Consider the following 17,379-nt stretch of genomic DNA (forward strand, 5'->3'; position numbering starts at 1 on the left):
TTATTTCCCCCTTACAATCGTTCCAAGCTTTTCGCCTGAAACGGCTCGTTTAATGTTTCCTTTTTCCATGATAGAAAAGACAATCAACGGGATATCATTATCCATACAAAGCGAAGAAGCGGTTGAATCCATGACTTCCAGACCTTCTTTTAAAACATCAAGATAGGAAAGCTCGTCATATTTCTTTGCGTTCTTATCCTTTGACGGATCAGCACTGTACACTCCGTCCACGTTGTTCTTGGCCATCAGGATCACATCCGCTTCGATTTCGGCAGCTCTTAGTGCGGCTGTCGTATCCGTCGAAAAGTAAGGATTCCCAGTTCCGGCAGCAAAAATCACCACACGTTTTTTTTCTAGATGTCTGATCGCGCGGCGTCTGATATATGGTTCTGCTACTTGTCTCATATCGATTGAACTCTGAACGCGCGTCTCAATTCCAAGCTGTTCCAAGCTGTCCTGCAGAGCAAGGGAATTCATCACCGTCGCAAGCATGCCCATGTAGTCCGCATTGGCGCGGTCCATCCCCATTTCACTTCCGATTTTTCCGCGCCAGATATTTCCGCCTCCCACTACCACAGCCACTTCCACATCTAGCTCGGCAACCTCTTTAACTTGTTCAGCTATCGATTTAATTACAGAAGGGTTGATGCCAAATCCTTCGGCACCGGCTAACGCTTCACCGCTTAGCTTTAATACGACCCGTTTATATATCGCGCTCATGAGAACCTCCACTATGTAATCTTTTTGATCTTTTAAAAAATAGGGAACACAGATTGTGTTCCCTATTAATACTAATCAGGTGATTGCCTGTATCAATTAGTTTTTATTAACCTGGCTCATCACTTCTTCTGCGAAGTTATCCTGACGTTTTTCGATGCCTTCTCCAACTTCAAATCTTACAAAATTCTTGATTGTAGCGCCTTTGGATTTTACGAACTCTCCGACTTTTTGATCAGGATTTTTAACGAAAGACTGGTCAACTACGCAGATCTCTTCATAAAATTTTCCAATCCGGCCTTCTACCATTTTCGCGACGATCTTTTCAGGCTTGCCTTCATTCAACGCCTGTTGAGTAAGGACTTCACGCTCACGCTCGATCTCATCAGAAGAAACTTGGTCGCGGGAAACGTATTTCGGCTTTATTGCCGCGATATGCATGGAAACATCTTTAGCAGCATCTGCATCCGTTGTTCCTTCAAGAACTGTCAATACGCCAATTCTTCCACCCATATGAAGATAAGCGCCAAATGCGTCGCTGTCACCTTTAGTCAATACTTCAAAGCGGCGAAGCGTTAACTTTTCACCAATTTTAGAAATAGCAGCGTTGATATATTCTTCAACCTTTGTACCATTATCCATCGTCTGTTGCAGAGCTTCTTCAGCAGAAGCAGGTTTTTTAGCCAACAAGTGGGCAGCAAGTTCCTTAACTAACAGTTGGAAGCCTTCGTTCTTAGCAACGAAATCTGTTTCAGAGTTTACTTCAAGAATAACCGCTTCGTTTCCTTCAACAAGGATATAAGCTGAACCTTCAGCTGCAACGCGGTCAGCTTTTTTGGCAGCTTTCGCGATTCCTTTTTCACGAAGGTAGTCAATCGCTTTTTCCATATCGCCATCAGTTTCTGTAAGTGCCTTTTTGCAATCCATCATGCCGGCACCCGTTTTTTCACGCAGTTCTTTTACCATTTGTGCAGTAATTGCCATCTTTTAAATCCTCCTCATAGTTATGTAGCTTATATAATTATAATCTTTCACACATTGGCAGAATCTAAGCCCAATTTACAGGAAATCTCCTGAAATATCCGTTACATGCTAAGAAAAGCGCAAGCGCCCTGCAAGTAATGAACGTCGACTAATACCTGCCACATCGTTATGTCTTACGTCGACGCCAGCCCATCCTGGGCAAGTCCGACAAGCATAAAAGACGCACCCGTAGGAGGGCCCAGTAAGGACCCTCAGCTAAAATCCGTCACGTCCTGTGCGTCGGGGCTGGGCTGCTTACGCTAGACATCCATACATGTTGAAAATTTTATACTTTTTCTTATCTTTTAAAGAAAACTCGCCGGTTGGCAAACCTTTTAAGGTAAGCCAAAGGCGTAGTTGCACTTATGCAGATAAGGAAAGTTTATACTTTCCCATCCGCCAAAAAAAGGTGATAAAAGGCCTTATCCTCTTATCACCTTTTTGCTAATTAAGCAGTCGTTGTTTCTGTTTCTGTCTCAGCTTCCATTTCAACAGCAGCTGTTTCTTCGCCTTGCTTAGCTTCCAAGATAGCGTCAGCCATTTTGCCTGTTAATAATTTAACAGCACGGATTGCGTCATCGTTTGCAGGAATGATTACATCGATTTCGTCTGGATCACAGTTTGTGTCGACGATTCCTACTAGCGGGATGTTTAATTTGTGAGCTTCTGCTACCGCGATGCGCTCTTTGCGAGGGTCAATCACAAATATTGCGTCTGGAAGACCCTTCATATTTTTAATGCCGCCCAAGAATTTTTCAAGGCGTTCTAATTCTTTTTTAAGTTGAATGACTTCTTTTTTAGGAAGCACTTCAAATGTGCCGTTTTCTTCCATCTTCTCGATTTCTTTAAGACGGGTGATACGCTTTTGGATGGTTTCAAAGTTTGTTAAAGTTCCACCTAACCAGCGTTGGTTTACATAGTACATACCAGAACGGATCGCTTCATCTCTAACAGACTCCTGCGCTTGTTTTTTCGTACCAACGAAAAGGACAGTTCCTCCGTTAGCAGCCACTTCTTTAACGAATTTGTAAGCTTCTTCAACCTTTTTCACAGTCTTTTGAAGGTCGATGATATAGATGCCGTTACGCTCAGTGAAGATGTACTTCTTCATTTTTGGGTTCCAACGGCGGGTTTGGTGTCCGAAATGCACACCAGCTTCAAGCAATTGCTTCATAGAAATTACTGACATTTTGTTTCCTCCTAATTGGTTTGTTTAGCCTCCGTCCCGATCATTTTCAAACAGAAACTGTAAAAACAGCACCATCTGCCTGAATTACGAAACGTGTGTAATAACACCATGAAATAATATAGCATATACAGGTGTTACAATCAAGCAATTTCCAACACTTAAATCCGGAATTTTAATAAAAGCTCGATTTCAGTTTTCCCTCTGTTTAACTTTTTGGCAATCTCTTCTGTTGTCAAGCCTTGATCATACATCTCAAAAATGTCCTGAGGTAGCGATTGAGAACTGTTGTTTACAGATTTATTCAGAGTTTCCTTGAAATTGCTTTTACGTGTTTCTTCCATAAGCTCTGATTGACCTGGACTGTCACCATGGGCAGTGATGTCAATCATGTCTGGCCTTTCGGTTAAGCCGGCAGGTTCATACCCTGTCGATTTTTCTGTTTCGGCAAGAGGTTTCTGGTTTTTGTATGCTAAAACTGCCGCGTTCTTAGAAACTTTCCCCAACGCTTGAGGATTTAATTTTTCAGTTGCAGGGGGTGTGGAAGATGGCAACTGCTCTGTAGTGGCTGATGGTCTAAACGTAGCATGGGTCGCGGTTTCGTTATTTGCCGCCTGTTTTTCCTTAAGATCAGGCCTGTGAAGTTTCTCGAGGAGCAATTCATTTTCTTCTTTCATTTCCATTACGAAAGCGCTCATTAATTCCTCGATTTCAGCCATTGTTTCTTTTTGGTTTCTTTCAGCCGCCATCAAACGATTTTGGCGTAGAAATAGGATAATGACAGCAAAGATCGTGAGGATATTCAATAAAAAAAGGATAAAGATGATAAATGCATTCATATTAGACCTCTTATCCGGAATAGTCTATGCTTATTCCTTTATAAGGATGTTGATATTTTTTTTGTCTTGCATCCATTGTTTTTTTCTTTCTAGGTTGCCGCTGGTTTCCTTCTTGACCGGCACCCTCGCCATCCTTATGTAATGACAGTTTTTCTTTTTGTTCTTGCTTTATGACTGCTGTTCTTTTCTTTTCATCATCTTTGTGAACCTCATTAGCAGCATGATGGTGGGCAAGTTGATCCTTCTGTTGCCATTGCTCTTGGATCTTGCCGGCATCATGCGTTCGAGGCAGCGCGACTTGCAGCTCTATCGCTTTTAAACTCATAGGAAACTCCTGCCTTTACAGTGGAATTGAAGTAATTTCACCTTGATTCAGGAAGATCTTTACAGAGGATATTGGGTTGTGAATTAACTTCGAATATTTAGAAAAATGGATTTGGTTGTTTGGATACAGTTGCCCCTTCACCTTTAAATAGGAATGGGTACCAGGATTATCTTTTTCATGAAGCTCAGCCAATTCCAATTCCAGGTTATCAAGCTGGCTTTTAAGCGCAAAATACGTTGCTTGCTGCCTTTGCAGCATTTCTTGTTCTTTGCCTTCCGCATTGCCCTTTGCTGCCAATACCATCTTCAGTTTTTCTTTTAGCGCTTCAAGTTTTTTTAGGGAGTCTTTCAATTTGAATATCTCGCCCTGTACCTGACGTTCTTTTTCAACGTTTTCCGCAAAGCTACCAATAAATAAATCAGCCCGTGCGAAATGTTGATTGCCGATTTCACCCACTTCGATTACTTCACCAGCGGAAAGCTTCCCGCCGATAATATTTTCGCCTTTGATTCTCCTGCCTGCCGTAACTGAGCTGTTCATAATAAAGGTCTCTGTTACAATATCATTTCCGGCTTCCACATTTGCCTGGTTCAGATAACGTGTATTTAGGTTGACTCCTGCCTTGACGCTTCCTTTTAACTGCCCAGCAATACCACCTCTTATATGAATGGAACCACCAGCCTCAATAACCGATGCTTCGACAATTCCATATATCCGAATATCGCCACCCGCTTTGATCTGATAACCTGGCGGAACATTGCCGTGAATCGTGACGTTACCGATAAAATCAACGTTTCCTGTTTTCATATCGATATCGCCTTTGACCTCGAAGTTAGGAAATACATTGATTGAATTAGAGGTGACACTGATTTGACCATCCGTTGTCGCAAAAAATTGATCATTTTGAAACAAAATGTTTTTTCCTGGTTTCAATCTTAGCTGGCGACCATCCCGGGCAGGAAGTATATTCCCGTAGACATCTTTTCCGGTAGTTCCCGGAGTGGGAGAGCTGATGCTGGCCAGCAATTGGCCATCTTTCACCGAAGGAATGGTCAGTATATTGCGAAAATCAAACTTTTCACCACTAGCATTCTTTTGTTCTTCATGGATTTCATTCTGCAAATAAGCGTCCTCCCCATTTAGCGGGGGGATTCCTTCCGCTACTGTTACCGGATACTCCACGCTATATGGATTTTCGCAAATTTGTTGAATCACACCGTTTTTATAGCCAAACACGATTTTCCTTTCCTTAAGGAGGCCCAGCAGTGTGTCTTGATCCCAGGCAGTGTCGTCTGTTACATCAGGATTTATCGTCAAGGTAGCAGACAACCGATTTTTGGATACATTGATATCAAAGAGGCGATTCATCGTAAACACCATCCCAATTTATTCTTTAATATTTTGCACCTGCAAAGTGGTTCGTAACTTAAAAATGGCTCTAGAATGAATCTGGGATATTCTCGATGTTGATAAACTCATTACCTGGCCAATTTCTGTTAATGTCAATTCTTCTTTGTAAAATAACTGAAGTACCAACTGCTCTTTTTCATTTAAGGTTTCAATGACCCGGGACAATTCTTCATATAATTCTTCCTTCATGAGGCTATCCTCCGGAAGAAGAGCCCTCTCGTCCTTAACATGGAAGTTCGTTCCTTCTTTATCTTCCTTTTCCTGTGGAGACTCGTCCATGGAAAGGACATTCGCAAAAAAGTTTTCATTCAAAGCTGAATACACTTCATCTTCCGATATATGCAGGAATTCAGCAATTTCCCCGGGTGTTACGTTTCGCATATGCTTTTGTTCAAGTTCTTCAATGGCCGCTTCTATTTTTTTTGCTTTTTCCCGGGCGCTGCGCGGCAGCCAATCCTCTTTTCTCAAGCCATCAAGGATGGCCCCACGAATACGGAATGATGCATATGTATCGAACTTTAAATCCCGTTTCGGATCAAATCTTTCCAATGCATCGAATAATCCCATCATCCCGAGACTTCTGATATCATCGCGGTTTACATTCTTGGGCAGGTTAACAGATATTCTTTGGACATGATAGGAAACGAGGGGCATATATTTTTTCACCAAAATGTCCCCTGCCCCGGGATCACGGCAGTCAATCCAATTCTTCCAATGCAGCTGCTCTTCTCCAGTAGTCAGTTGAGACATGGGTTACCTCCTAGCTTGCGGAAAATACTTTTCTATGAGACCGAATATTATATATCTATAACGCTTTTATTAACCGTTCTGATATTCAACATATTTGTTTTTGGATTGAACTCGATTGTTCTTCCGCTGTTTCCCCCAACATCTTCCGATACAATTTGAATCCGCAGTTCGTCGAGGGTAGTGCGCACCGCCTCTACATTGCGCGGCCCGATCCTCATCAGATCGCTTCCGTTTGAAAACTGAAACATCTGGGCGCCCCCAGCCATTTTTGCCTGCATCGATGATAGCCTTGCCCCTTTATTTACCAGTAGGTTAACCAATTCATAGAGTGCGGTGTCTGCATATTTCGCTAGATTCATTGGGCTGCCCTTTGAAAGGGTGGAATCCGGAAGCATAATATGAGCCATGCCAGCTATCTCTTTCATTTGATCGAAAACCACAACCCCCACACATGAGCCGAGTCCCGAAGTCCTGATCGTGTCAGGCGCCCGGACTATGTTCATATCAGCAATACCGACTTTGACGATGTTCATTAAATCAGTCATCCTGAGTTAACTCCTAAAGAGGCAAAGATCGTTTCAAACGACTCTGGATCCGGCAGCAGGAAAAAATGTCCGTTGACACTGTTTGTATCTTGTCCAACCTCGGAAAGTGCCGTATCAATGACAATCGCATAATCACTTACCTGTGAAAGTTCCAGTAAGCCGTAGCTGATTGTTGCGCCTGCCATGTCGTAGCTTAGAGCTGGTACAGACGGATATAGATGAAGTCCGGTAAAGTCAGATAAAGCTGAGAGATAGGACCCGGACAGGATATTTCCAAGTTCCTTAAGCGCAGACATGGACAGCTCTGAAAACGGTGGCATCTCAAAGGAAAAATCTTTTTCATCCGTCATTTGGTGTATAAAGTACTTAGCCTGATGGGGGGACAGAACAAAAAGGATATTTCCCGGAGCATCTCCTTCAATTCTGAGGAAAACGCTCAATACAATCGTTTCCGCACCGCCCGCCAACTCCATCATTTCATCGAAGGATACGATCCGCACACTCGGCACTTTCATATCAATCTTTTTAGACAACAGTTTGGATAGCGCCGTAGCCGCATTGCCGGCCCCAATATTTCCGATTTCCTTTAAAATATCAAGATGGACAGCTGAGATTTTTTCGGTGAACGACATGTGTTTATCCTTCTATACTTAGAGATTTTATTAAATCTTCAGGATTCAATATCTTTTCAAGATCGACTAAAATCATCAGTCTTTTTTCTATTTTTGCCACCCCGGAAATATACTCTGCTTCCACAGTTCCGACGACTTCAGGCTGCGGCTCTATATTCGAAGACGGTATATCAATTACGTCGTTCGCGCCATCCACGATCAAGCCCACTTCCATATCATCCAATGACACAATAATGATTCTGGTATCTTCCGTATACTCTACTTGTTCAATGTCAAAGCGTACCCGTAAATCGATAATGGGCGTCACGATACCTCGTAGATTGATGACCCCTTTTACAAATGGCGCCGTTCGTGGAACCCGCGTAATATGAAGGCCTTTTTCAATAGCTCGAACAAGATGGACGGGAATCGCGTATTCTTTATCTTTAATTTGAAAAACAATGACTTTTATTACTTCTACATCTGTTTGGATAGACATAATGTTATCCCCCTATTTAACTGTTAATTTTTCTCAGAACTCTCTCATTGTAAAAGTGAGAATGCAGCACATATTTGGACCGCACTCTCACAAATCGAAGTTATTTAATCAAAGCGTTGCAATCGACAATCAAAGCAACCTGGCCATCGCCAAGGATCGTCGCTCCCGATATCGCGAATGCGGAGTTCAGATAATTCCCGAGTGATTTAAGCACAATTTCTTGCTGCCCGATAAACGAGTCGACAACCAGCCCGGCCATTTTATCTCCTTTACGGACGATAATGACTGAAAAGAACTCATCATCTTCTTCGACAACAGGTACCTCGAAGATATCTTTTAAAAATATCAGTGGTAACACATTGCCACGGAAGTCGATTACCTGTTGATCATGCCCGTTCATAATCTCTTCTTTTCTGATGATGGCCGTTTCGATAATTGATGAAAGCGGTACAGCAAATTTTTCCTTTTGAATTTCAACTAGCATGACCGATATAATCGAAAGCGTGAGCGGCAGCTGGATTAAGAAAACAGAGCCATTGCCTTCGGTGGAATCTATCGATACCGTCCCGCCGAGTGATTCAATCGTATTTTTTACTACATCCAGACCGACACCGCGACCGGAAATATCGGAAATCGTTGCCGCGGTTGAAAAACCGGATGCGAATATTAATTCATAGACTTGCTTATCCGTTAGGGTTGCCGCGGTTTGTTCAGAAATAATTCCGTTACTCAACGCTTTCTTCAACACGTTGTCCCGCTTGATGCCTGCACCGTCATCCGTGATTTCAATAAACACATTGTTTCCGCTGTGATAGGCTTTGAGAACGACAGTCCCCTCTTCATTCTTGCCGCTGGCCAAACGAACTTCCGGTGTTTCCACGCCGTGGTCAAGCGCATTTCTTAACAAGTGGACAAGTGGATCCCCAATTTCATCAATAACGGTTCGGTCCAGTTCCGTTTCCGCGCCGATAATTTCAAGATTGATTTTTTTATTAAGGTCTCTGGCAAGCGTGCGTACCATTTTAGGGAATCGGTTGAATACCGTCTCGACCGGCACCATTCTCATGTTTAAGATAATATTTTGCAAATCACCGGTAATACGCGACATTCTTTCTACGGTTTCGTCCAGTTCCTGGTTATTTAATTCCCCTGAGATTTGCTCAAGCCTGCCGCGGTCGATAACAAGCTCTTCAAACAGATTCATCAAAATATCCAGACGTTCGATATTGACGCGAATCGTTTTGCTGCTCGCTTGCTTGCCTGATGGTTTTTTCTTTGTTTCTGCATCCTGGTCTACCTGTTTTTCTGCAACATCTACAGAGGCAATTGTATTCATACTTACTTCTTCACTTGCCTGGACTCTTAAAGTCTCGAAATCAATTGTGCTGACTTCTACCTTCTGCACTTCAGATACCTTCATAACCTTCTTCTGAACATCTTCTTTGGAATCCTTCGTTATCACAGTGACCGTGAACTCATGATCAAACTGTTCTTCCTCCAGCAGATCCGCGGTTGGGGAAGATTTAACGACCTCACCGATACTCTCAAGAACTTCGAAAACCATGAATACGCGTGCTGCCTTGAGCAAACAATCTTCACTGAGCTCAACGGTAATTTCGTAGCTTTCAAATCCCTGTCCCTTCGATTGCTCGAGAACCGTCAATTCAAACTCATCGTACGTGCTCTTTACCCTTGTCTCAATGACAGGAGCAATTGAAGCAGCTACCTCTTGACTAGCGGATGCGCTAAGCGGTGATTGCCCCTTTTCGATAAGCTGCAATTGCTCAACAACGCGCGAAACGTCTCTCTTTCCGTCTCCGCCTTCTGCAATCGAGGTAACCATCGCTTCCAGATCGTCTACCGCTTGAAAAATCACATCGAAAATTTCTGAATTCAAGACGATTTTTTGATTGCGGGTTTCATCTAAAACATTTTCCATTTTATGCGTCAGATTAGCCAAATCTTCGTATCCCATTGTGGCTGACATCCCTTTTAACGTATGGGCTGACCGGAAGATTTCATTGACAATCGTAAGGTCACTTGGATTTTTCTCAAGCTCCAATAGTTGCTCGCTGCATGTTTGGAGATGTTCTTTGCTTTCATCTATAAAAACTTCTAAATATTGATCCATATCCATAGAAATCCACTCCCCTTCAATTAACAAAATGTAACAATGGCCTTTGCTATCTTATCTATATCCTCAACGGAATCCACTAAGCTGGTGGCAATGGCGGCTTTAGGCATCCCGAAAACGATCGATGTTTCTTGGGATTCAGCTATTGCCTTTACTTCTCCCTTGTTCTTCAGCTGAATCAGTCCTTTAGATCCATCGCTGCCCATACCTGTCATGACGACGGCAACTTTATTAAATTCCGGAAATTCACTGACTGACTCGAATAAAACATCAACCGACGGGCGATGGCCGCCTCTAGGCTCGGATTTATCAAGCGAAACAGCAAGGTTCATACCTATCTTTTTCACTTTCAAATGATAGCCCCCCGGAGCTATATAAGCGGTACCAATATGTAAAACTTCGCCTTCTTCAGCCTCTTTCACGGTTATGGCCGACAATCCATTAAGCCTGTCTGCGAGCGATTTCGTAAACCCCGCAGGCATATGCTGGACAATTAAAACCGGTGCATCCAAATTTCCCGGCAGCCTTGTCAAAACAGCTTGCAATGCGCGTGGACCACCTGTAGACGTACCGATGACAATGAGTTTCTTTTTGCTAGAATTCCAATTTTTGAAATTATTGGATTTCTTCGTTTCTGCTTCTATTTTACTATATATGTTTCTATCTGACACAGAATTTTCGACATTTATATAACTTTTTTGCAGACGATGAACGCTTATCTTGCTGGCCGCGATGATTTTTTCTATCAGCACCTGTTTGATTTTATGCAAGTCCAAAGAAATGGATCCTGATGGTTTCGCTACAAAATCAAAAGCCCCCATGTTCATGGCTGTAAATGTACTATCCGTCCCTTCCCGGGTTGTGCTTGATAGCATGATGACGGGGGTCGGGAATTTTTCCATAATAATCTTCAGTGCCTCGAGCCCATTCATAACGGGCATTTCCACATCAAGTGTGATAACGTCAGGTTTATGCTCCTCGATTTTCTTGAGCGCTTCCTCCCCATTCCGGGCGGTTCCTATTACTTCAATCCTGTCTTCTTCCGACAGGAATTCAGTAATCAGCTTTCTCATAAATGCAGAATCTTCGACAATGAGTACTTTTATTTTTTCCATTTGAAGGGCCCCCCTACCTTCCCACAAAATAACTTTTTAATTTCCCTAGAAAGTGGCTTTTTTTCAAGGAAAGATTATCCTTAAACTCGCCAGCTTCATATCTTGCTACAATATCTAATAATGACTTGGATACAATTGATTCAGAGTTATATAGTACAAATGGAATTTGATTCGTGACGGCCTTTGATACTGATTTATCATCCGGTAAAAAGCCTAACGGGATAATTTCTTTCTGTAAAAATTTATGAAGCGCGTTTTGAATCCGTTTCACCGTTTCCTGGCCTTCCATATCCGAAAGAACCCTGTTGCAGACAAGGAAGAATGGTAGCTCCTGATTGATAGAATTCAAATATTTCATGGCAGAATAAGCATCCATCACCGCCGTCGGTTCCGGAGTCGTAATGACAATGAGATCGTCTACGCACAACATAAACTTAGTAGAATCGTCATTTATGCCTGCACCCATATCGAAAATAATATAATCATAGTCACCGAGAAGGCCATTGAATTCCTCGAGAAAGCGGTCAAACAGCTGCTCTTCAAGCTCAAACAGTTTGGTCAAACCTGTTCCCCCGGCGATTACAGAGACATTTTCAGGGCCGGACGAGATGATTTCCTTGAGCGTCTTTCCGTATTCAAAAAAGTCAATGATGCTCATTCCGGATATATTCCCCATCAAGATATCGATATTACCCATGCCAATATCCATATCGAAAAGGAGTACGCTATGTCCTTTTTTGGATAAGGTGATCGCGAAATTTAACGAAAAATTTGATTTTCCGACGCCGCCCTTTCCGCTAATGACGGCAATGGTCCTGGCGACAGAGCGAAGATTTTGTTGTTTTAGCCGATTTCGTAGATTTTCTGCTTGATCCATCATCATTTTTGTACTCCAATAACCGTTTTTGTAATCAGAGAAGGGCTCGCCTTTTCGATATCATCCGGAACGTTTTGCCCATTTGTGATATAGGCAGCGCCGATTCCATGTTTGACAATAAAGTTGAGCATGGTTCCAAAGCTTGACGTTTCATCGGCTTTTGTGAAAATCAGCTGTTTAATCGGAATAATCGAAAATTGCTCGAATATTTCTTCCATGTCGTTTTGTTTAGCGGTCAAGGACAGAACGAGGAAAGTTTCCATTTCTCGGTCAAAATCAATGATCGTTTTCAAATCACGAACATATTCCTGATTTCTGAAGTTTCTCCCGGCCGTATCAATAAATACTAAATCATAGTGTGCGAACTTTTCCGCCGCATTTTTAAAATCTTCAAGATTATAGGCCACTTCAATCGGAACATTTAAAATCTTCGCATATGTTTGCAGCTGGTCAATTGCCGCGATTCTATATGTATCTGTCGTTATAAAGGCCACCTTTTTGTTTTGCTTGATCATGCTTTCGGCGGCAACCTTTGCCAGAGTAGTGGTTTTACCAACACCGGTCGGCCCGACAATATTAATATATTTTTTTTGAAAAGGCTTTTCATGATGAGGCACTTTTTCGAGTTTTCCCATCAATTCTGCTTCCAGCCAACCTCTTACCTCTGGAGTGGAAGCAGCATCTTTATGGGAAAACCATTTTCCAAGCAAGGCATCCATTACTTCTACCCTTAACTGGTAATCAATTTCCTGTTTTTCCATCAGTGCATACATTTCTTTTAAAGGACCCGGGTATTTCGCATAAATATCCGTACCTTCATGATTGATTCCTTTTAATAGCTCCTTCAGCTCTGAAAGTTCTTTTAAGATTTCCCCTGAAGGAGGTCCTGCGCTTTGTGATGAACGATTCAGATTCACATCGGCCTGTGGCTGTCTTTTCTGCTTTTGTTTCTGTACAGGAGGATTTTGTCGGGCGACCGGTTCGACGGCAGCGACGATTTCAATGCTCCGCTTTTTGAACATACCTAGAAATCCGCCTGAATAGATGGGTTTAGAACTAAGAATGACAGCTTCGTTCCCTAGCTCGCCGCGAATTTGTTTCATCGCTTCAGTCATTGAGGATGCCACATATTTCTTCACTTTCATTCTACGTTCACCACCCCTATACTTTGTACTTCCACATTGGATTCCAATTCATTATAGGAAAGAATCGGGACTTGCGGAAAATATCGTTCCGTCAATTGCCTTACATACATGCGAACGGCCGGAGAACATAACACGATCGGCGTTTGTTCCATTAGTGCCAGCTCTTCAAGTTTGGAAGCGATGGCTTCGAGGATGGATTGGGAATCATTTGGATCGAGTGATAAATAGTTCCCCTGCTCCGTTTGCTGGACTGCGTCGGCAATCAGCTTTTCCACCTTCCCGGATAAAGTAACGACCTTTAAGCTGTCATCGCCGACCGCAAATCCATTCGTTATTTGCCTCGCTAAATTCTGGCGTACATATTCGGTCAGCAGGTCGCTATCTGTTGATAGTCTTCCATAATCAGCCAGCGTTTCAAAAATGACCGGCAAATTGCGGATCGATACTTTCTCTTTTAATAATTTGGCGAGTACTTTTTGGATTTCACCGATCGTTAAAGGATTTGGCGTCACTTCTTCTACAAGAATCGGCGCCGATTCCTTCAAATGATCGATAAGCTGTTTCGTTTCCTGTCTTCCCAGCAATTCATGGGCGTTCGCCTTGATGATTTCCGTTATATGTGTAGAAACGACACTTGGGGGATCGACTACCGTGTAGCCCATCATTTCTGCTTGTTCCTTCATTTCTTCTGAAATCCATTTTGCCGGCAGGCCGAAGGAAGGTTCAACCGTATCGATTCCTTCGATCGAATCATCTTCAATGCCCGGGCTCATGGCAAGAAAATGATCAAGCAACAGCTCACCCCTTGCCATTTCATTTCCTTTTATCTTCAAACGGTATTCATTTGGATTCAGCTGAATATTGTCCCTGATGCGGACGACCGGGATAACAAGGCCCATTTCGATGGCCAGCTGCCTGCGAATCATCACAACGCGGTCCAGGAGGTCACCACCTTGATTAGCGTCCGCGAGCGGAATCAGGCCATAGCCAAATTCAAATTCGATTGGATCAACGCTTAAGAGATTTACGACACTTTCCGGACTCTTCATTTCATCTGTTTCAATTTCTTCTTCCATATCCTGAAGCTCCTGCGGATCTGATTTCGGTGTTCTGGAAATCATATATCCGCTGACCGCAAGTAAACCGGCAATCGGGATCGTCAATACATCTGTAATAGGGGTAAATAGACCAAGAAAGAGAATCGTGCCTGCCGTTACATAAAGCATGGTCGGAAACCTGAATAGCTGTTCCGTGATATCCGATCCAAGATTTCCCTGTGACGCTGCGCGGGTAACCACAATACCAGTCGCCGTCGATATCAACAACGCCGGAACCTGGCTGACAATGCCATCTCCAACAGTCAGTAAAGAAAAGTGGGAAGCGGCTTCTGAAAAACTCATATCCTGCTGCAGCATGCCAATAATCATTCCAAAAATTAAGTTGATCAAGACGATGATGATGCCTGCAATCGCGTCACCTTTGACAAATTTGCTGGCTCCGTCCATGGAACCATAGAAGTCGGCTTCCCTGCCTACTTTTTCACGCCGTTCACGGGCTTCGACTTCCGAAATCATTCCGGCATTCAAGTCCGCATCGATGCTCATCTGTTTCCCTGGCATCGCATCCAGCGTAAAACGTGCCGCAACCTCGGAAACACGCTCGGAACCTTTTGTAATGACAATAAATTGGATAATAATCAAAATTAAGAAAACGACCATACCAACGATGATATTGCCGCCAACCACAAATGTTCCAAAGGTATGCACGACCCCGCCCGCGTCGCCATGGGTCAGGATCGAACGAGTTGTTGAAACATTCAAACCAAGCCTGAAAAGGGTCAAAAGCAGTAATAGTGAAGGGAAAATGGAAAACTCAAGCGGCTCTTTCATATTCATCGTCGTCAAAAGAACCAAAAGAGCAAGAGCAATATTTATTAAAATCAAAATACTCAACAGCCATGTCGGCAATGGAATAATCAACATGGCAACAATCGCAATTACACTTATTAACACCGTTAAATCTCTTGCTGACATTTTCCTCTCTCCTTATCTGCTTTTAACATGGAACTATATCTTGCCTTTTGTTTTATAAACAAACGCCAATATTTCGGCGACTGCCTTAAAAAAATCTTCTGGTATCGCCTGCCCAATTTCAGTCTGGTCATAAAGTGCCCGGGCAAGCGGCCGATTCTCCATCAAAACAACATCGTTTTCCTTCGCGACGTACTTAATCTTTTGGGCAACAAAATCGACACCTTTGGCAATCACATACGGCGCATCAAGTTTACCCTCGTCATACTTTAAAGCGATCGCGTAATGCGTTGGATTGGTAATGACGACGTCGGCCTTGGGAACTTCCTGCATCATTCGCTGCATCGCCATTTCCCTTTGTTTTTGTTTGATCTTTGATTTGATCAACGGGTCGCCCTCTATATTTTTATATTCATCTTTAATATCCTGTTTGGACATCCGAATATTTTTTTCATAGTCATATTTTTGGTACATATAATCAAGCAGTGATAAAAAAAGTAATGCGGCGGAAGCGTATAATCCTACCTTTACCGTAATATCCGCCAGTATCGAAAGCGCAGCTTCGGCTGACTTCTGTGAAAGAGTCATAATTTCATCCATTCGCTGCCAGATGACTAGAAAAGCCACAAGGCCCACGAAAGAAATCTTCAGGATCGATTTTAACAATTCTACAATCGCCCTCATTGAGAAAATCCGTTTAAAACCCTTTATCGGGTCTATTTTATCAAGCTTGAATTGAATGGCTTCTGTCGAAAACAGAAAGCCGATTTGTAAAAAATTTGCCGCGATTCCGGCAATGAGAGCAACCCCCATCACAGGTATCATAACAATCGCAGTTTTCTGTAGCATATCGATAAATAAAGGCATGACCGTTTCTTCACTTAACGTTGTAAGCATTGGATCCTGAAATGATTCAATAAATAAACCGATGATTGCTTCTTTCATATATGGGCCGGTTACGATGAACAGCATAAACACCGCAAGCAGTACAATCGCTGTGTTAACGTCCTGGCTTTTGGCCACCTGGCCTTTTTTTCTAGAATCCTGGCGTTTTTTGGGAGTAGCCTTTTCTGTTTTTTCACCGGAGAAAAATTGCAAATCAAGCTCTAACCATTTCATTTTCAACTTCCTCCGATCAACTCCATTAACCCTCTCATTGTCACAATCAAGTATTCAAACAGCTGCTGTACAACGACCATCATCATGGCCATGACAACAATGAGGACAATAAAGCTGACAATAATTTTAACCGGCAATCCGACAACAAAAATATTAAATTGCGGTACGGTTCTCGCAACAATTCCAAGCGCGACATCGACTAAAAACAAACTGCCCACGACCGGTATCGACATTTGAAAGGCGATGATAAATGACTGGTTAAAAGCTTTGACAATGTATTCAAGTAGGTTATTATCACCAAAAGGAATCCACGCCTGATCAATGGGAATGAATCGGTAGCTGTAAAAAATTCCATCAAGCAGCAGATGATGACCGTCCGCTCCGAGTAAAAACAAGAGGGAAATCGTGTACAAGTACTGCCCCATCAACGGGTTTTGAACCCCTGTCTGCGGATCGATTACGCTCGCAATCGCGAAACCGCTTTGAAAATCTATGAACGCTCCGGCTATCTGAACCGCAGACAATATCATGAAGGCAACAAACCCGATCAATAACCCAATGAGGGCTTCTTTGATAATCAACATGAAATAAGTCGCGTCAATCTCAAAAACCGGTGCTTCGATGGTGTAATACATAATCCATGCAAGAAAAAAACTAAGACCGATACGATGGGTTGTCGGAATGGTCCGATACGAAAAAATCGGCATTGTCACAAAAAAAGAAACAACCCGGACAAATATTAATAAAAAAGCCGGAAACTGCGGAATAATATCTTGCATGATTTAACCTACAAATCTATTTAGATTGCTAAAAATTTCATTGGCATACGACAGCATATGGGATAACATCCATGGTCCAAGCAGGATAATCCCAAGCAAAACAGCGACAATTTTCGGAACAAACGCAAGCGTCTGCTCTTGAATTTGCGTCGTCGCTTGAAAAATACTGATGATTAGCCCGACGACCAGCGCAATTAGCAACAAGGGTCCGCAAACTATCAATATCGTATATATGCCACGCTCAGCCACTTGAATAACATAATCAGGACTCATTT

18 protein-coding genes are annotated in these 17,379 nt (G+C 42.7%); all 18 read right to left on the reverse strand.

Annotated features, from left to right (window positions below):
* The gene (gene pyrH, locus LQ216_RS11910) at positions 1 to 720 is read right to left on the reverse strand and encodes a UMP kinase (protein ID WP_230129512.1); all 720 of its coding nucleotides are present in this window, start codon (positions 718 to 720) and stop codon (positions 1 to 3) included.
* A 96-nt stretch (positions 721 to 816) separates the two neighbouring features.
* A complete protein-coding gene (tsf, locus tag LQ216_RS11915) occupies positions 817 to 1,701 on the reverse strand; it encodes a translation elongation factor Ts (protein ID WP_230129513.1) in 885 nt (294 codons plus the stop codon).
* Between the two features lie 487 nt (positions 1,702 to 2,188).
* Positions 2,189 to 2,929, reverse strand: coding sequence for a 30S ribosomal protein S2 (gene rpsB / locus LQ216_RS11920; protein ID WP_230129514.1), 741 nt, complete (start codon positions 2,927 to 2,929; stop codon positions 2,189 to 2,191).
* Positions 2,930 to 3,087: 158 nt separating this feature from the next.
* Positions 3,088 to 3,765, reverse strand: a complete 678-nt coding sequence (locus LQ216_RS11925) for a hypothetical protein (RefSeq protein WP_230129515.1) — start codon at positions 3,763 to 3,765, stop codon at positions 3,088 to 3,090.
* A gap of 10 nt (positions 3,766 to 3,775) precedes the next feature.
* Positions 3,776 to 4,090, reverse strand: coding sequence for a hypothetical protein (locus LQ216_RS11930; protein ID WP_230129516.1), 315 nt, complete (start codon positions 4,088 to 4,090; stop codon positions 3,776 to 3,778).
* 15 nt (positions 4,091 to 4,105) lie between these two features.
* Positions 4,106 to 5,458, reverse strand: coding sequence for a FapA family protein (locus LQ216_RS11935; RefSeq protein ID WP_230129517.1), 1,353 nt, complete (start codon positions 5,456 to 5,458; stop codon positions 4,106 to 4,108).
* Between the two features lie 18 nt (positions 5,459 to 5,476).
* On the reverse strand, positions 5,477 to 6,250 hold the full coding sequence (locus LQ216_RS11940) for a FliA/WhiG family RNA polymerase sigma factor (protein ID WP_230129518.1): 774 nt from the start codon (positions 6,248 to 6,250) through the stop codon (positions 5,477 to 5,479).
* A gap of 47 nt (positions 6,251 to 6,297) precedes the next feature.
* Positions 6,298 to 6,795 (reverse strand): chemotaxis protein CheD, encoded by a 498-nt coding sequence (locus tag LQ216_RS11945; protein WP_230129519.1) that lies wholly within the window; start codon positions 6,793 to 6,795, stop codon positions 6,298 to 6,300.
* Complete coding sequence (locus tag LQ216_RS11950) at positions 6,792 to 7,427, reverse strand: chemotaxis protein CheC (RefSeq protein WP_230129520.1); 636 nt, start codon at positions 7,425 to 7,427, stop codon at positions 6,792 to 6,794. The genes LQ216_RS11945 and LQ216_RS11950 overlap by 4 nt, the downstream gene beginning before the upstream one ends.
* A 4-nt stretch (positions 7,428 to 7,431) precedes the next feature.
* On the reverse strand, positions 7,432 to 7,905 hold the full coding sequence (locus LQ216_RS11955; RefSeq protein ID WP_230129521.1) for a chemotaxis protein CheW: 474 nt from the start codon (positions 7,903 to 7,905) through the stop codon (positions 7,432 to 7,434).
* 100 nt (positions 7,906 to 8,005) lie between these two features.
* Positions 8,006 to 10,042, reverse strand: coding sequence for a chemotaxis protein CheA (locus LQ216_RS11960; protein WP_230129522.1), 2,037 nt, complete (start codon positions 10,040 to 10,042; stop codon positions 8,006 to 8,008).
* 20 nt (positions 10,043 to 10,062) lie between these two features.
* Positions 10,063 to 11,154, reverse strand: a complete 1,092-nt coding sequence (locus LQ216_RS11965) for a chemotaxis response regulator protein-glutamate methylesterase (protein ID WP_230129523.1) — start codon at positions 11,152 to 11,154, stop codon at positions 10,063 to 10,065.
* Positions 11,155 to 11,167: 13 nt separating this feature from the next.
* Entirely contained in the window at positions 11,168 to 12,037 is an 870-nt protein-coding gene (locus LQ216_RS11970) for a MinD/ParA family protein (RefSeq protein ID WP_230129524.1), read from the reverse strand.
* Entirely contained in the window at positions 12,034 to 13,176 is a 1,143-nt protein-coding gene (gene flhF / locus LQ216_RS11975) for a flagellar biosynthesis protein FlhF (protein ID WP_230129525.1), read from the reverse strand. Before flhF ends, LQ216_RS11970 begins: the two co-directional genes overlap by 4 nt.
* Positions 13,173 to 15,209, reverse strand: coding sequence for a flagellar biosynthesis protein FlhA (flhA, locus tag LQ216_RS11980; protein ID WP_230129526.1), 2,037 nt, complete (start codon positions 15,207 to 15,209; stop codon positions 13,173 to 13,175). The genes flhF and flhA overlap by 4 nt, the downstream gene beginning before the upstream one ends.
* A gap of 33 nt (positions 15,210 to 15,242) precedes the next feature.
* Positions 15,243 to 16,325 (reverse strand): flagellar biosynthesis protein FlhB, encoded by a 1,083-nt coding sequence (gene flhB / locus LQ216_RS11985; RefSeq protein ID WP_230129527.1) that lies wholly within the window; start codon positions 16,323 to 16,325, stop codon positions 15,243 to 15,245.
* A 2-nt stretch (positions 16,326 to 16,327) separates the two neighbouring features.
* Positions 16,328 to 17,104, reverse strand: a complete 777-nt coding sequence (fliR, locus tag LQ216_RS11990; RefSeq protein WP_230129528.1) for a flagellar biosynthetic protein FliR — start codon at positions 17,102 to 17,104, stop codon at positions 16,328 to 16,330.
* A gap of 3 nt (positions 17,105 to 17,107) precedes the next feature.
* Entirely contained in the window at positions 17,108 to 17,377 is a 270-nt protein-coding gene (fliQ, locus tag LQ216_RS11995) for a flagellar biosynthesis protein FliQ (protein WP_230129529.1), read from the reverse strand.
* Positions 17,378 to 17,379 lie beyond the last annotated feature (2 nt).

The organism is Bacillus sp. CECT 9360, assembly GCF_918741275.1.
GTDB lineage: Bacteria > Bacillota > Bacilli > Bacillales > DSM-1321 > Peribacillus.

Coding starts and splice junctions, on each gene's coding strand:
- flhB (WP_230129527.1), bottom strand. CDS start 16,325: ATGAAATGGTTAGAGCTTGATTTGCAATTTTTCTCCGGTGAAAAAACA.
- tsf (WP_230129513.1), bottom strand. CDS start 1,701: ATGGCAATTACTGCACAAATGGTAAAAGAACTGCGTGAAAAAACGGGT.
- LQ216_RS11935 (WP_230129517.1), bottom strand. CDS start 5,458: ATGAATCGCCTCTTTGATATCAATGTATCCAAAAATCGGTTGTCTGCT.
- LQ216_RS11925 (WP_230129515.1), bottom strand. CDS start 3,765: ATGAATGCATTTATCATCTTTATCCTTTTTTTATTGAATATCCTCACG.
- pyrH (WP_230129512.1), bottom strand. CDS start 720: ATGAGCGCGATATATAAACGGGTCGTATTAAAGCTAAGCGGTGAAGCG.
- LQ216_RS11955 (WP_230129521.1), bottom strand. CDS start 7,905: ATGTCTATCCAAACAGATGTAGAAGTAATAAAAGTCATTGTTTTTCAA.
- LQ216_RS11960 (WP_230129522.1), bottom strand. CDS start 10,042: ATGGATATGGATCAATATTTAGAAGTTTTTATAGATGAAAGCAAAGAA.
- fliR (WP_230129528.1), bottom strand. CDS start 17,104: ATGCAAGATATTATTCCGCAGTTTCCGGCTTTTTTATTAATATTTGTC.
- LQ216_RS11930 (WP_230129516.1), bottom strand. CDS start 4,090: ATGAGTTTAAAAGCGATAGAGCTGCAAGTCGCGCTGCCTCGAACGCAT.
- LQ216_RS11950 (WP_230129520.1), bottom strand. CDS start 7,427: ATGTCGTTCACCGAAAAAATCTCAGCTGTCCATCTTGATATTTTAAAG.
- LQ216_RS11965 (WP_230129523.1), bottom strand. CDS start 11,154: ATGGAAAAAATAAAAGTACTCATTGTCGAAGATTCTGCATTTATGAGA.
- LQ216_RS11970 (WP_230129524.1), bottom strand. CDS start 12,037: ATGATGATGGATCAAGCAGAAAATCTACGAAATCGGCTAAAACAACAA.
- LQ216_RS11940 (WP_230129518.1), bottom strand. CDS start 6,250: ATGTCTCAACTGACTACTGGAGAAGAGCAGCTGCATTGGAAGAATTGG.
- flhA (WP_230129526.1), bottom strand. CDS start 15,209: ATGTCAGCAAGAGATTTAACGGTGTTAATAAGTGTAATTGCGATTGTT.
- fliQ (WP_230129529.1), bottom strand. CDS start 17,377: ATGAGTCCTGATTATGTTATTCAAGTGGCTGAGCGTGGCATATATACG.
- LQ216_RS11945 (WP_230129519.1), bottom strand. CDS start 6,795: ATGACTGATTTAATGAACATCGTCAAAGTCGGTATTGCTGATATGAAC.
- flhF (WP_230129525.1), bottom strand. CDS start 13,176: ATGAAAGTGAAGAAATATGTGGCATCCTCAATGACTGAAGCGATGAAA.
- rpsB (WP_230129514.1), bottom strand. CDS start 2,929: ATGTCAGTAATTTCTATGAAGCAATTGCTTGAAGCTGGTGTGCATTTC.